The 15,117-nt window shown below is 43.4% G+C and carries 12 protein-coding genes and 1 riboswitch; of the genes, 9 read left to right on the top strand and 3 right to left on the bottom strand.

Annotation, left to right across the window (positions count from 1 at the left end; genetic code table 11):
* Window positions 1-435: 435 nt before the first annotated feature.
* The 6 genes from ACED53_RS18040 (at window position 436) to ACED53_RS18015 (ending at window position 7,831) form a co-directional block, all read left to right on the top strand.
* A complete protein-coding gene (locus ACED53_RS18040; protein WP_009846577.1) occupies window positions 436-663 on the top strand; it encodes a hypothetical protein in 228 nt (75 codons plus the stop codon).
* A gap of 213 nt (window positions 664-876) precedes the next feature.
* Window positions 877-2,331, top strand: coding sequence for a TolC family protein (locus ACED53_RS18035; protein WP_012603785.1), 1,455 nt, complete (start codon window positions 877-879; stop codon window positions 2,329-2,331).
* Between the two features lie 3 nt (window positions 2,332-2,334).
* On the top strand, window positions 2,335-3,309 hold the full coding sequence (locus ACED53_RS18030; protein ID WP_017101092.1) for an HlyD family secretion protein: 975 nt from the start codon (window positions 2,335-2,337) through the stop codon (window positions 3,307-3,309).
* Between the two features lie 7 nt (window positions 3,310-3,316).
* The gene (locus ACED53_RS18025; protein WP_017101091.1) at window positions 3,317-4,579 is read left to right on the top strand and encodes an ABC transporter permease; all 1,263 of its coding nucleotides are present in this window, start codon (window positions 3,317-3,319) and stop codon (window positions 4,577-4,579) included.
* A complete protein-coding gene (locus tag ACED53_RS18020) occupies window positions 4,576-5,730 on the top strand; it encodes an ABC transporter permease (RefSeq protein ID WP_017101090.1) in 1,155 nt (384 codons plus the stop codon). The genes ACED53_RS18025 and ACED53_RS18020 overlap by 4 nt, the downstream gene beginning before the upstream one ends.
* Window positions 5,731-6,289: 559 nt before the next feature.
* Entirely contained in the window at window positions 6,290-7,831 is a 1,542-nt protein-coding gene (locus tag ACED53_RS18015; RefSeq protein WP_009846571.1) for a sodium:alanine symporter family protein, read from the top strand.
* Window positions 7,832-7,931: 100 nt separating this feature from the next.
* Here the strand turns inward: ACED53_RS18015 and ACED53_RS18010 are convergent, their stop codons facing one another.
* Entirely contained in the window at window positions 7,932-8,120 is a 189-nt protein-coding gene (locus ACED53_RS18010) for a hypothetical protein (RefSeq protein ID WP_017101088.1), read from the bottom strand.
* 343 nt (window positions 8,121-8,463) lie between these two features.
* A complete protein-coding gene (locus ACED53_RS18005; protein ID WP_017101087.1) occupies window positions 8,464-9,198 on the bottom strand; it encodes a chromosome segregation ATPase in 735 nt (244 codons plus the stop codon).
* 609 nt (window positions 9,199-9,807) lie between these two features.
* A riboswitch (glycine riboswitch) is annotated at window positions 9,808-9,942 on the top strand.
* Between the two features lie 128 nt (window positions 9,943-10,070).
* On the opposite strand from ACED53_RS18005, the gene ACED53_RS18000 reads away from it, so the two are divergent.
* Window positions 10,071-11,441: a sodium:alanine symporter family protein gene (locus ACED53_RS18000; protein WP_017101086.1), complete on the top strand. Its 1,371-nt coding sequence runs from the start codon at window positions 10,071-10,073 to the stop codon at window positions 11,439-11,441.
* A gap of 108 nt (window positions 11,442-11,549) precedes the next feature.
* Here ACED53_RS18000 and ACED53_RS17995 read toward each other — a convergent pair whose 3' ends face one another.
* Complete coding sequence (locus ACED53_RS17995; protein ID WP_017101085.1) at window positions 11,550-12,185, bottom strand: LysE family translocator; 636 nt, start codon at window positions 12,183-12,185, stop codon at window positions 11,550-11,552.
* A 298-nt stretch (window positions 12,186-12,483) separates the two neighbouring features.
* Here ACED53_RS17995 and ACED53_RS17990 point away from each other — a divergent pair, with 298 nt between their 5' ends.
* Together ACED53_RS17990 and ACED53_RS17985 are read left to right on the top strand one after the other, a co-directional pair.
* Window positions 12,484-13,956 (top strand): carboxypeptidase M32, encoded by a 1,473-nt coding sequence (locus tag ACED53_RS17990; protein WP_029225504.1) that lies wholly within the window; start codon window positions 12,484-12,486, stop codon window positions 13,954-13,956.
* Window positions 13,957-14,314: 358 nt separating this feature from the next.
* Window positions 14,315-14,803 (top strand): hypothetical protein, encoded by a 489-nt coding sequence (locus ACED53_RS17985; RefSeq protein WP_017101083.1) that lies wholly within the window; start codon window positions 14,315-14,317, stop codon window positions 14,801-14,803.
* Window positions 14,804-15,117: the final 314 nt, after the last annotated feature.

Here is a 15,117-nt window from a genome sequence, read left to right as displayed (position 1 = left end):
CAAAATAAACGAATAAATATTGAGCTAGATCACTAAGCTTTTAGGTGTTTTTTAGGTTGTTTAAAATAAATACAATTATAATAGTTGCATATGAAGAAGTTCGTTGTTGCCAAGCCATAAGTCATGATTTTCAGACCGCGCTTTAAATCGAAATTTATATTAACAAAAAGGCAACAACCCTTCGCTCACTGGACGTATCTATAACTAAAAGTTGCACGCTCGTCGTTACGATTGTTGAACAAACAGGTTACCTACCTAACCTCATTCATACATCTCTATTTACGCGACAGACAGGTAGACAACTCAGAGGTGACTGATAAATCAGCGCCCAATAATAAAACATTGATGAGCAGGAAGTATCGATCAGTGGCAACGTCCGATAGAAACAGGATAAAAAACATAACGTATAAACATTGTTGAAAAGGAAACCAGGCAATGAAACGCGATAACTTTGGAATTTGTCTTACTAAGACTATGCTGTTCAAACACTTACAATCGACTTTTACTCATGTAAGAGCCTATGAGAAAGACGGAACCTCTCCTCTTGATCTCAAGGTATTGTTAGCGTTCCCGCAAATGTCAGGTAGAGATTTATTACAAACAATGCAAGGTTCAAGACAATTGGTGTGGCGCGCCGATCACCATTGTCCTAGCTTTAAATAAGCCACTTCATTTTGTAAGAACACTTCTATACTGAACTTAAAGAGCACGCTTTGTCGTGCTCTTTTCGTTTCAGTGATCTTTGTTGCTCGCATCACGTACTTTATTACATTAACTTAACGAGTTATGAGGGTTTATAATCCTGTGAGACAATCATCTCAAGACAAATGACTATCACCCTGTTAGCATTAGAGCTAATACTCTAAATGGTATTTAATGCAGATGACCAAACCAAAATTCCGACACCTTGCGCTCGCCAGTATGCTTCTCGGCACATTTGCTTCGCCAGTTTTCTCTGCCCCGCTCACTTTTTCTGAAGCGTGGCAAATATTGCAAGAGAACAACAACTCACTTGCAGCTCAACAAGCTAACGTTGAGCGTTATCAACACCTTCAGAATTCAACAAGCAGCCTTAATCTACCTTCGATCACCTTGGGGGCTAACTACACGCACCTTGATAGTGATGTGACAATTAATGGTGAACAGTTCAAAAATAGCTTAAGCGGCGTGCCAAATTTAGGTGCAGTTGGAGGTATTCTTCAGCCTATATTAAGTGGGCTTGGCGGTGTTACCTCAACCATCACCGAACAAGACATCTTCAGCTCTTCCATCCGTGCTATTTGGCCTATCTTTACTGGCGGACGAATTACCGCTGCGCAAACTGCTGCCGAAGGTAAAAGCGAAGAAGCGCAAAGCCAACTGCTGATGGAGAAACAGGCTCGCTACGAAGACTTAAGTAAATATTACTTCTCAGTGATCTTAGCGGAAGACGTCGTGAGAACACGTCAAGCCGTTGAAGCTGGCTTAACTCAGCATCGTGATTTCGCCATCAAGCTTGAACAGCAAGGACAAATTGCTCGAGTAGAACGTCTGCAGGCGGATGCTTCTTTGGATAAAGCCGTTGTTGAACGAACCAAAGCGCAGAACGACCTCAAAATTGCTCAATTAGCACTGACTCAGATCCTTGGTCAGAGCCAAAGTGTCGAACCTTCAGAACAACTCTTTATCAACAAAAACCTGCCTCATATGGACGTATTTGTTGATCAAACCCTCATGACCTACCCAGGCCTTAAAATCCTTGAAGCAAAAGAGAAACAAGCGAGTAGCTTGATCAAGGCTGAAAAAGGCAAATACTACCCAGAAGTTTACCTTTACGGTGATTACAGCCTGTACGAAGATGACTCGCTAGCCAGTGAAATGAAACCCGATTGGTTAGTCGGTATTGGTGTGAATGTACCGCTACTTGACACGTCAGGTCGTTCCGACAAAGTCGCTGCCGCTCATAGCGCCGTGTCTCAAGTCCAGTTTCTTAAGTCGCAAGCCAAGCAAGACTTAACCGTTTTGGTACAAAAGACCTATCTTGAAGCGAACCAAGCAATTGAAGAAGTTCAAGGCCTCAACTCAAGTCTGTCTTTAGCTCAAGAAAACCTTTCACTTCGTAAAAAAGCCTTCACTCAAGGGTTATCCAATTCGTTAGAAGTGGTTGATGCTGAGCTTTATCTTGCAAGCATTAAAACACAGCAATCTGCTGCTCGATTCAAATACCTAATTTCTCTTAATAAGCTGTTAGCACTCACCAGTGAAATGAATGCTTATTCAAGTTACTTAACGTCTTCTGTCCCGTCTGACTTCGATTCAAAAGCAGACACCGCTAGCCAGTCAAAAGGATAATTCATGAAACCTATTAAGCCATTTATTCTCTCTCTGGTTGGTATCGGCATTATTGGCTGGGTTGGATACGGCTTTTACCAAGCGTACCAACCACAGCCTGTTAAGCTTCAAGGTCAAATAGATGCGCAGCAATACAGCATCTCATCGAAAGTACCCGGCAGAATTGATGAAATATTCGTGCGTAAAGGCGATTCGGTTGAAAAAGGCGAATTGATCTTCTCCCTACTTAGCCCAGAAATTGACGCTAAATTAGAGCAAGCAAAAGCCGGTCAAAAAGCCGCTGGTGCATTAGCAAAACAAGCAGAGAATGGCGCGCGTACTCAGCAAATCCAAGCCGCTAAAGACCAATGGTTGAAAGCCAAAGCAGCGGCCGATCTCATGGATAAAACTTACCAACGTGTAAACAACCTTTATAACGATGGCGTGGTTGCCGAGCAAAAACGTGATGAAGCCAAAACACAGTGGCAAGCGGCGAAGTACACTGAAAGCGCTGCGTTCCAAATGTATCAATTAGCACAAGAAGGTGCTCGTGACGAAACCAAAGTGGCAGCCGCTCAAAAAGCGTTAATGGCAGCTGGCGCAGTAGCGGAAGTTGAAGCTTACGCAAAAGACACACAGATCCACAGCTGGTTTAGTGGTGAAGTGGCTCAAGTACTATTAAGTAGCGGTGAGTTAGCTCCTCAAGGTTTCCCTGTTGTGACCGTGATTGACACTAAAGATGCATGGGCGGTGCTCAATGTACGTGAAGATATGTTGAAACATTTTGAGAAAGGCAGCCAATTTGAAGCTTACCTTCCAGCTCTGGATAGATCATTAACTTTCCAAGTGACTCACATTGCCGTAATGGGTGATTTCGCGACTTGGCGTTCAACAGACGCAGCACAAGGCTTCGACTTACGCACTTTTGAAGTAGAAGCGCACCCTGTCGATACCAACGAAACACTGCGTATGGGCATGAGCCTAGTGGTTGAGCTTTAGGTGACGTATGTCTGCTAACTTTCGCTCTATAAGCTCTCGATCTACAGCCTCGCAATCTAGAGGCACGCAATCACCGGAGCACCGTCAAGTGAAAAATACATTGCTTAGGCAGTGGGCGATTGTCCGCAAAGACAAATGGTTGTTGTCTTGCCTAACTTGGATTCCGTTGTTGCTTACTGCCAGTATCTGGCTGATTTTTTCACAAGGGATCGCTCGCGACTTACCGGTTGCGGTTGTCGACCTTGAACACAGTCAAATCTCGCAACAGTTCACGCGCCTTGTTGATGCGTCACCTACCCTACAAGTGACTCAGAAATACAGCTCGGCGAGTGAAGCGGCTAAAGCGATGATTGAACGCGATATCTATGGTTATGTCGTGATACCAAGACACTTTGACCGAGACCTTTTCCTAGGCTTGAACCCGCAAGTGTCCGTTTTCTACAACAGCCAATTTATCTTGATCGGCAAACTGGTGAACTCGGCTCTGTTGCAGGCTCAAGGAACATTCAACGCGCAACTCGAAGTGGTTAAACAGCTTTCACACGGTGATATCACGGTACAATCTGCATTGGGGCAAGCGGTAACGGTACAAAGCCAGATTACGCCACTGTTTAACAAGAACACCAGCTATGCTCAGTTCTTAGTGTCTGCGGTTATTCCGGCTCTATGGCAGATCATGATTGTGGTGGGCACGATATTGGTTTTGACGGCGAACGTTAGAGCTCGTGGTCTTCATGCTTGGTTATCCAACGCCCCGATGAAATCACTAACATCAACACTAACGCCCTACCTTGTCTTGTTTTTGATGTTTGGTATCGCGTTTAGCTTTTGGTTCTATGTCCTCTTAGACTGGCCGTTTAACGGCAGTTTTGTGGCATTAACCATTGCCCAACTGCTTACCGTCATCAGTTGTATCATCATGGGGTGTTTGTTTTTCTTCTTAACGCTTGATCCAGCAAGGGCGATGAGCTTCGCTGGCGCCTTTACAGCGCCAAGCTTTGCATTCATGGGCATTACCTTTCCGGTGACAGACATGAACACGGCAGCTCAAATTTGGAGAAGCTTATTGCCCGTGAGTCATTACATCGAAGTACAAACGGCACAATCTAGCTATGGCGTGAACGCGGCACAATCGCTGATCAGCCTCTCTTCTATGTTGTGGTATGCCGTTCCTACATTGGTGGTTATATTATTAATTAAGAAACATCTAATGCAAGCATCACTCTCAGCTAAAACTAAAAACGAAGCAGAACAAGGAGTAAAACAATGAGCTTTACTCAACTGCTAAAACAAGAACTCTTAGCGGTAATTCGCAACCCTGTTGTACTTCTAACGGTATTTGGTGGTGTGGTCTTCTATTCATTCTTGTATCCGCTGCCTTACGCAAATCAAGTTCCTCAACAGCTTAAAGCTTCCGTTGTGAACTTGGATAAGAGCCAAAGCAGCTACCAGTTAGAAAGAATGGTCGATGCCACGTCTCAAATTGACTTGGTACGCCGCGACTCCACCATCGCCGATGCTAAGCAAGCTGTTCTTAATCAAGAGATTGGTGGGTTCCTCGTCATCCCAGAGAACTTCTATAAAGACTTGCTCCTAGGTAAGAGCCCGACGCTTTCTTACGCTGGTGATGCATCTTACTTCTTGGTCTACGGAACCATTGTTGAAGGGCTTGCCAAGGCAGGCGGCACGTTAGCTGCGCAAGTAAAGGTCAGTCACTTGTTAGTTGAAGGTGTGCCGTTAGAATCCGCAGCCAAAGGCTACAGTGCATTCAGCTTGAACCTAAAACCAACCTTCAATAGTCGCATGGGCTACATTGATTACGTGGTTCCAGCCGTCTTTGTGTTGATCCTGCAACAAACCTTAGCCATGGCTTCTGGTTTAGTTGGCGCGACCCAAAACGCTCAATCGACGTTTGGCTATTGGAGTAAGACCTCTCCAGAGAAACTGATACTTGCTCGCTGCTGTACCTTAGTCGGCATATATTACTTGTTGTCGATGTACTACTTCGGCGCGAGCTTTTCGATGTATGGCATTAACCTGCTTGCCTCCATAACAAACATTTTGACCTTACTGCTACCCTTCTTATTGGCTAGTTGTTTGATCGGGATTTTTATTGGTGAGCTAGTGCCAAGAAGAGAGTTAGTCACGGTTGTGGTGTTAATCAGTTCAATGCCGCTGATCTTCTCTTCAGGTTTTATCTGGCCTGTTGAAATGATGCCTGAATGGTTAGTACTGCTGTCACAGTTATTCCCAAGCACACCCGCTATCCAAGGTTTTTTAGCGCTCAATCAGATGGGGGCATCTTGGCAAGAGGTAGCGTCTCAATGGACATTGCTATGGATACAAGTCGCTCTATGGGGCTCGTTACTCGCACTTAAGCTTTACCACAAATCGAGTAAACGTATCATTGGCTCTGTTTAACTCTAGTCTCTATTCGTCACGCACTAAACCTCACGCTCATTGAAACCATTAACAAAGCTCTGATAAAGGGCTTTTTTAATGTCTTTTAGCTTGATTACATCTTCAGCTATCCATTGTTTAAACACTTCACAAGCACATATCGAATATTCAAATTCGCCGACTTCCCTGTGATCCCGCACTATACTTCACCTTAGCCCGTCGCTATAACCGCTACTGCATATGCCTTTTGCAACCTAAAAAGCATCGACTTATTCCAAAACAATGACAAAACCCGAACAATTGTAAATTTATTGTAAAAATTTCTTTGAGGGTATTATTTTTATGTATAGGATTATCAGTAGGGCTTGGTAGGCCGAATACCATAGTCTTATTGGTTCACATACCAAAAGGATATCCATACAAAGCAAGATCAGTACTCATATTTATTTCATTTTTCGACCTAGCTACAGCCGTTTATGTTGCCGTCGAATTGCAATAAATAAGTCGCTGAAATGTAAAAAATCAAATAGAAAAAACACAACAGCAACAAACATAATTTAATAAAAAGACAGGGAAAACCATGAAAAACATACGTGAATTATTTTTTGGGTTTATATTATTATTTAGTTCCAGTGCATTTGCAGAAGAAGGATCATTTAATCAAGCTATCAGTAACTTAAGTCAAAGTGTTGATGGTTTTTTCAACGAATATACAGGTTGGTTCGTTGGACTGATATTTAAAAGCGTACCGGTAGGTGAAGCAAACTTCCCAATTATTGTTGGCTGGTTACTGCTCGCTGCGATCATCTTTACTGTTTACTTTGGCTTTGTTCAATTTAAACGTGTCGGGATGGCCATAGACATTATTAAAGGTAAGTACACAGACCCTAACTCCAAACACGAAGGGGAAGTTTCTCACTTTCAAGCGTTAACAACCGCGCTTTCTGGAACTGTTGGGCTTGGTAATATTGCCGGTGTGGGTGCAGCTCTCGCAATTGGTGGTCCTGGTGCAACATTCTGGATGATCTTGTGTGGTCTTCTGGGTATGGCGTCTAAGTTCTGTGAGTGTACCTTAGGTGTGAAATACCGAACTATCCTACCTTCAGGTGTCGTTTCCGGTGGTCCAATGTACTACCTAAGCCAAGGTCTTGGTGAAAGAGGGTTGGGTGGACTAGGTAAAGCCCTTGCTATTGGTTTTGCATTAATGTGTATTTTAGGCGCATTGGGCGGCGGTAACATGTTCCAAGCTAACCAAGCACATGCCATGTTAACTTACGCATTCGATGTACCAAGTGAATACGGTGTCATCACAGGCCTTGTACTCGCCGCTTTAGTTTTCTCTGTGATTGTTGGTGGTATGCCTTCTATCGCATCGGTAACGGAAAAAGTTGTTCCTTGGATGGCTGCTCTGTATATCGGTATGGCTCTGATTGTTATCGGTTCTAATCTTGATCAAGTGGGTCCTGCGTTCAGTGCAATCTTTACAGGTGCGTTTACTGGCGAAGGTGTGGTTGGTGGATTCATTGGTGCCTTAATCCAAGGTCTAAAACGTGCAACGTTCTCAAACGAAGCAGGTGTAGGTTCAGCAGCTATCGCTCACTCAGCGGTTAAAACAAAAGAGCCAATCACTGAAGGTCTAGTATCACTATTAGAACCGTTCGTTGATACAGTCATCATTTGTACAATGACAGCCTTGGTTATCACTATCGCTGGTCTAAATACAGGTCCATTCGATGGTTCTGGCTTAACGGGTGTAACGCTTACTGCTGCATCGTTTACTGAAACGGCAGAAGTGTTCAAATACACACTCGCTCTAGCGGTAATCATGTTCGCGTTTTCTACCATGATCTCTTGGTCGTACTACGGTCTTAAAGCGTGGACTTACCTATTTGGTGAAGGCAAAACAACGGAACTGATTTTTAAAGTGATGTTTTGTGTGTTTGTTGTTATCGGTGCGACGATTCAGTTTGGCGCGGTAATCGACTTCTCTGACGCAGCTATCTTTGCGATGTCTATTTTCAACATTCTAGGCCTGTACTTCCTAATGCCTGTTGTGAAGAAAGAACTGCAATCATTTGTTGCTCGAGTTAAATCTGGCGAAATCAAAACTTACGAAAAATAGTGACTCGTCAATAATTTATTGTCGAATAACACTGTTCTAAAAATTTTTGTAAGACCCTTTGCTTGAGAAAGCGAGAACAGTATTGCAACGTACAAAATTCCTACAGGCTGTGCTTGTAGGGATTTTTTATGTCTGAATTTTCTTGTTTAAGCCGCCGTTCAGGATCTTGGCTTACTTGTTTACGATCCAAGACTTCTTCTACTTCAATCATTTCTCGTTGCGCCAATGTCGAATTACAATCATCAAAGCAATAAGCTACGGTACAAGTCTCGCACAAATATTCAGGCATCGCTTTGTCCTTTGTCCTTTGTCCTTTGTCCTTTGTCCTTTGTCCTTTGTCCTTTGAGATAGTCTAATCACCGAGTGGCAACAAACCACATATTCATCCTAGAACATAACAATTATGCTAATTTTCTGGCGTGTAAATATGCGTGCAAAGTCACCAACTACCCAACAAAGCACATATCAAGATCAATTTTACGTATCTAATCACTAATTTCAGAAATAACAATGTAAAGCGCATCTTAGCCATTTAGGGGGTGAGAACGCAAAACGCCCACATCACGTGTGCGATGTGGGCGTTCAAATTCTTACTGCAAGTAGTCGTGATATGGCTATATTAAGCGCTCAGCTTATAGACCCATCTCTTCAGTGAGAGTCTTGATCTGCTTGATATCCATGGTGTGAACTTCAATCATTTGTCTGATGTCACTTAAGCGGGAATTGGCATTATCCTGTTTCTCACAGGCGTCAGATTTTGTATCCCATGACGTACCATCTAAGAAAACATCACACGCTTTCTTCAAAGAACCAAGATTCTGTTCGATGTCATCTCTTTCTTTCTCGAGTTTTTCAAGCTCTTGAGATATCTGTAATTCTTTGCGGAAAAGCTCACGCGAACGTTCAAAAAGGGTCGACTGCATATCAGCTTGACGGCTCAACTTTTGATTATTTTGTTGAGTTTGTTCTAACGTTTGCTTCTGTTCGTTTAACTGCTGCTCTAACGAGTAGTTTGCTTTCTCTAAAACTGCAGATTGTTTCGCTAAATCTTGGAGTTCTTTTTGATGCTCTTCTGCCTGTTTCACTAGAGCAGCTTTTACTTTCGCATCAATTTCGGTATCAACTTTTGCCACTTTCTCTTCAACTGATGTCACCAACTGAGTTTTACTATCACGCAGTTCTTGATAACGAGTTTCTAGTACCTGATAAGTGGATTCCCACTTCGAAGCCGTGACTGTAGATCCGATTAAGCCGCCTAACGCCAAACCGATAACCGCAGCAATGCCGATATAGAGCTGACTACGTTTATCGCGTTCCTCAATAACAACCACTTCATCTTGTTCGCCTTGTCCAGATTGCTGGTTCACTAGCGGGTACTCCCAAAAATTTGTTTAACGTTACACGGTCACTGATACTGATACTGATACTGATACTTTAAGCTCAGTTAAACCTATTGCCCAAGCCAGAAGCACTTGAGCTTTGCTAACACGTTTATCCTATCTGCTTACAGACAGACTTAACGAGTTAACTCCGAAATCATCAGGCTGGCAGTATACAAAAGGAAGCTGCTAACGATAACTATCACTACCCATTTTTGCAGTTTTTCGTTTGTCCGGTAACGAAACAGCACAAATGCCAAAGCCAATAAAAAAACAATCGCTATTAATCGAGTCATAACTCCTCCTTGTTTCTCTATTTTATACCATTTAAATAAGCAAGTTACGTCAGAGACTCGTTGTTTGATCATTTAGTTGAACAACATTTGAGCAAACAGATATTTTGTAGCTGACATCACATTTTATATGATCTAGGATACGCCTACAGATTACCTAATTATTTAGGTAATTGTTCCGATGAAGACTGCAGGAGAGTGGTTTTTAACTAAATATTAACATTTAGTTAGATAAACCCGCCGAAGAAGTAAATCTTTCAGGTGCTTTATGCTGGAGAAATCCAGAAAAGTGAGGACTGTCGTTGGAGGAACCTCTGGAGAGAACCGTACTACTTTTTTTGTAGCAAGCGGTCGCCGAAGGAGCAAGCTTAGTGCCCGTTACTTATCTATAAGTGATTCGCTAAGTGAAACTCTCAGGCAAAAGGACAGAGGAGTGGAAAGCAACAGCCTTAATTAACAAAAGAATTCTATCTAGAAATCCGTATGTATTAAGTAGTGCTCCCGATCCCTGTGATCTGCACTGCCTTCCCTCTTCTCCTTAAATTTTATATTTATTAAGGGGAATCTATGAACCACCTACAAGCTACACTACAAACCATCAACCAATTCGTTTGGGGACCACCACTACTTATTCTGCTAGTGGGTACAGGTATCTATTTTACTTTTCGCTTAGGCTTACTCCAGTTTAGACACCTCCCAACCGCGCTAAAAATGGTGTTCAGCAAAGACAAATCCGGTACGGGTGACGTATCAAGCTTCGCCGCTTTGTGTACAGCGCTTTCCGCAACGATTGGTACAGGCAATATTGTAGGCGTAGCGACCGCAATCAAGATTGGTGGCCCTGGCGCCCTATTCTGGATGTGGCTTGCCGCTGTATTTGGTATGGCGACCAAATACGCAGAATGTCTACTTGCTGTTAAATACCGTAGAACCGATAGCAATGGCGAAATGGTTGGCGGCCCAATGTACTACCTGCAATACGGTGTGGGCTCTCGAATCTTAGCTGTCATGTTCGCTGTCTTCGCGCTCGGTGTTGCTTGCTTCGGTATCGGTACCTTCCCACAAGTAAACGCTATCTTAGACGCAACTCAAATCTCATTTGGCGCTTCACGTGAAATGTCAGCGGTTGTCCTCACGATACTAGTGGCGGTTGTAACCCTTGGTGGTATTCAATCTATCGCTAAAGTAGCAGGGAAAGTCGTTCCTACGATGGCGGTGATGTACGTCGTCGCGTGTTTAAGCGTTCTGATTTCAAATGCAGACCAACTACTGAATGCCATTACCCTTGTTGTGACTTCTGCGTTTACCAACACAGCAGCAACTGGTGGTTTCTTTGGTGCGAGCATCATGCTTGCTATCCAATCAGGTATCGCTCGTGGCGTGTTCTCGAACGAATCTGGCCTAGGTAGCGCACCAATGGCTGCAGCAGCGGCTAAAACAGACTCATGTGTGAAGCAAGGACTTGTCTCTATGACAGGCACCTTCTTCGATACCATCATCATCTGTACGATGACAGGTCTGGCACTTATCTTAACAGGCGCTTGGCAGACGGACCTTTCTGGCGCTGCGATGACCACTCACGCGTTCGCTGTTGGTTTGAATGCAGACACCCTTGGCCCTATGTTGGTTTCTGTTGGCTTAATCTTCTTTGCGTTTACAACAATTTTAGGTTGGAACTACTACGGTGAGCGCTGTGTTGTTTTCTTGCTGGGTACCAAAGCAGTATTGCCTTACAAGATTATCTTCATCGCCTTGGTTGCTTCTGGTGCATTCTTAAAGCTCGACATGATCTGGATAATGGCGGATATCGTGAACGGCCTAATGGCAATTCCGAACCTAATTGGGCTTATCTTACTGCGCCATGTTGTTATCGAAGAAACCAAGCTATTCTTCAAACCGTTAACTTCCTCAAAGGATTGCGAAGCAGTTAAAGCATAATAAGAATTGAGCGATCAAAAACGCCCGCAATAATGTGCGGGCGTTTTATTATAAAACTAATGGCTATGTGCCAGTGATTTAGATTCCAATAAACTAAGTCACTATGACTTAGCTAGGTTCTTCCATTAAAAGCTTCACACCCAGCCCCACCAGCACCATGCCCGTCACGCCTTCCATCCACTTCATAAAGCTCGCATTCTTAAGCAAGTTTTTAGCCGAGTTAAGTGCCCCTGCCAAACCGCATTGCCACACCATCGCAATCATAAAGTGTACCGAAGCCATCAACATAGATTGCAATAAAGGCGAACCTTCAGGGTTGACGAACTGAGGTAAAAAGGCCAAATAGAAAACTGCCGTTTTTGGGTTCAGCACATTAGATAAAAAGCCTTCACGCAAAGAACGCTTAGCACTGTATGCTTGCTGAGCTTGTTCACCCACCTTCAAACCGCCACCGTTTTTCATCAAAGCTCGTAAACTGCTTAAGCCAAGCCAGATCAGGTAAACCGCACCCACCATCTTAACGGCTTGAAAAAGTTCAGCTGATTGAGCGAGGATTGCAGAAATACCCACAGCAGAGAAAAACGCGTGTACATATAAGCCGCTACAAATACCAAAGCTCGTCATACAACCGTCAGCCAAGCCAGAACGGCTCGTGTTGCGAATTACCAATGCCGTATCTAAACCCGGCGTTAGCGTTAAAATAGTGATGGCAATTAGAAATGCCTCAAAGTTCAAAATATCCATATCATTGTCATTCTTGTTCAGCGATCTATCATCAATACCGTGTATCTGAACAATTCGCAAGCAACAATTGCCACCAGCTATACAACTCACTGATTTTGTGCACAATAGAACAGTTTAATTTGTTAAGAAATAGTAAATTCAAGGCATCGTACCGCCTCATGCTTTTCTCGCTATATCTTCGACTCCGAAGGTCAGCGTCTTTTAAAAGTAGAGCCCTAATCAAAGTACATGAGAGATGAACCTTAACGCTGACGCAGTCCTAAGGATCATTTACAGAAACCAAATTAAGAGTAGTCAAATGAGCGCATTCAAAAAACTAGTCGAGCACTCTCAAAAATGTTCACGCTTTCAACACCTAGCCTCGATTTGTGGTTGGGACCAAGCTTCAATGATGCCTGCAGGTGGTAACCAAGCACGTAGCGAAGCGATGGCCGAGCTTTCAGTTCATATTCACGGGTTGATGACGCAACCACAACTTGGAGATTGGATTGCAGACGCTGAAAACGAAGCGCTGAACAACGAACAACAATCGTCTCTGCGCGAAATTAAACGCCAGTGGCAACAAGCTAACCTACTTCCAGAAAAACTGGTGGAAGCGAAATCTCTAGCAGGTTCAAAATGTGAACATGCATGGCGCAGCCAACGTGGTAACAACGACTGGGTTGGATTCGAAAAGAACTGGCGTGAAGTGGTTGAGCTATCTCGTGAAGAAGCGCAGATTCGCGCAGACGCAGCCAATCTAACGCCTTATGATGCCATGCTGGATATCTATGAACCGGGTACTAGCTCTGCTTCGCTTGATACCTTGTTTGCAGACGTTAAAACTTGGCTGCCAAACCTGATTGATGAAGTGATCGAAAAGCAGTCGAGCGAGCAATTTAATGCGCCATCTGGCATCTATTCGACCGAGAAACAGAAAGCGCTTGGTTTAGAAGTGATGAAGCTGCTTCAGTTCGATTTTGAACACGGCCGATTGGATGAAAGTGTTCACCCATTCTGTGGCGGCGTGCCTTCAGACGTGCGTATCACAACCCGATACGACGAAGCGGAGTTCGTTCAAAGCTTAATGGGTATAGTGCATGAAACAGGGCACGCGCGTTACGAACAAGGCTTACCAAAACACCTAGCAGGCCAACCGGCGGGCGAAGCGCGCTCTATGGGTATCCACGAATCTCAATCTCTGTTCTTCGAGATGCAAGTCGGCCGCAGTGACCCGTTCATTGGACACTTAGCAAACTTGGCGGGGCAGCAATTCTCTGGCTCAGAGTTTGAAAAAGAGAACTTCCAGAAGATCTACACTCGCGTGAAGAAAGATTTCATCCGTGTGGATGCTGATGAGCTCACCTACCCTGCACACGTTATCTTGCGCTACGAGATTGAGCGTGACTTGATCAACGGCAAAATCAAACACACCGATGTCCCTGAACTTTGGAACACTAAGATGCAGTCATACCTTGGTTTAAGCACTCAAGGCAACTTCACTAACGGCTGTATGCAAGACATCCACTGGACAGACGGCGCATTCGGTTACTTCCCTTCTTACACACTAGGTGCGATGTACGCGGCTCAGTTCATGGCTTCAATGAAGAAAACGGTGGATGTGAACTCTGTGATTGAAAGTGGTGATCTATCACCTATCTTCACTTGGTTAGAATCGAATATTTGGAGCAAGGGCAGCCTGCTGAGCACCGATGATTTGGTGAAAGGCGCAACGGGTGAAACCTTGAATGCGCAATACTTCAAAGATCATTTAAGAAGCCGCTACCTTTAATGGAATAAATCGATAGAGGCTGATCAATTTATTGATTCAGCCTTTTTAATCACATTCTCAAAACATACTTAGGTTGATTTGAAGGCTTTATCCCTTCATCGAACTTAACAATCACGGAATATCCTGGTACCTGCTAGCACGGAATTTGACGAAGACGTGTTTCGGTTTCCAGCGGAAAATGAGACTTCGGATAAGCGCTATTGATTTAAATTCCCAGTTTTACTTACCCACTCCAATCCTGTGGCTAAATGTCCAATTCACTAAGCTCACTATTACTTAAACCACTTTATAAGCGTTTGAAAGATGGCATAATTAAGGATATGAGAATGCCTCAATCAAATACACTTGGAGTACAATAATGCGTTACCTATTGAGTTTACTATTAGTGGCGACTTTATCAGGGTGCGGAACAGTACCAATGGCTTATCAACCAAAAGATATGTCATTAGAACAGGCATATGTAGTTGTAGAGCAGATGGTTATGACACAGCACCGTAACTGGAAACCAGATTACTTTGTTATGACTGAACATTATATCGGTTGGGACTTCGGTACTGTGTCAAAGTCAGTAGGTACTGGTACAAGTTTTGGTAATAGTAATGCAGTTGTAATTGCTTCAAGTAATACAACAACAAGAAATGTTGGTGAACGCGTTTACTACAATCAAATAGAAGAAGTAAAGTTATTAAGTTGGAAGCGAAAATTTAAACAATGGTACGTAGTATCATTAACTGACCTGAAGGGCAGAGTATTAAAGCATATTGTTAGAACAAGACAATTACGTGATGCTGAATTAGCTACTGATGCATTAAACGTCATCCTAAAAGATCGCCAAACAACTAACTAATCTGAAACCCCATGAAATTTACAAGCCCATCGGTAGAGATGTCAGTGTGATTTTGAGTTCTACTTCGACAAAAGATATGAACTAATGAGCCTTCAAATGACCATATACTTAGCATTGAGGTCAAGCTTTGTTTATCTGTTATTATTTCAAGTATTGCGAGGGTCGAGCATTCTAGTCATCGAAATTAACGGCGCTCACACACTATTGGACAAAGATGTGTCAATGACTCTCCCAATTTAGCCGCGCCTGAATAACTTTTGGTTCATCGCGGATTAGCGGGAACTCAAAACAAAAACGGTAGTAAGTGATATGGT

The sequence above is a fragment of the Vibrio sp. 1F169 genome, assembly GCF_041439605.1.
Taxonomy (GTDB): domain Bacteria; phylum Pseudomonadota; class Gammaproteobacteria; order Enterobacterales; family Vibrionaceae; genus Vibrio; species Vibrio tasmaniensis_A.
Note: the sequence above shows the minus strand (reverse complement) of the source record. Positions and strands in the feature narration are given on the sequence as shown.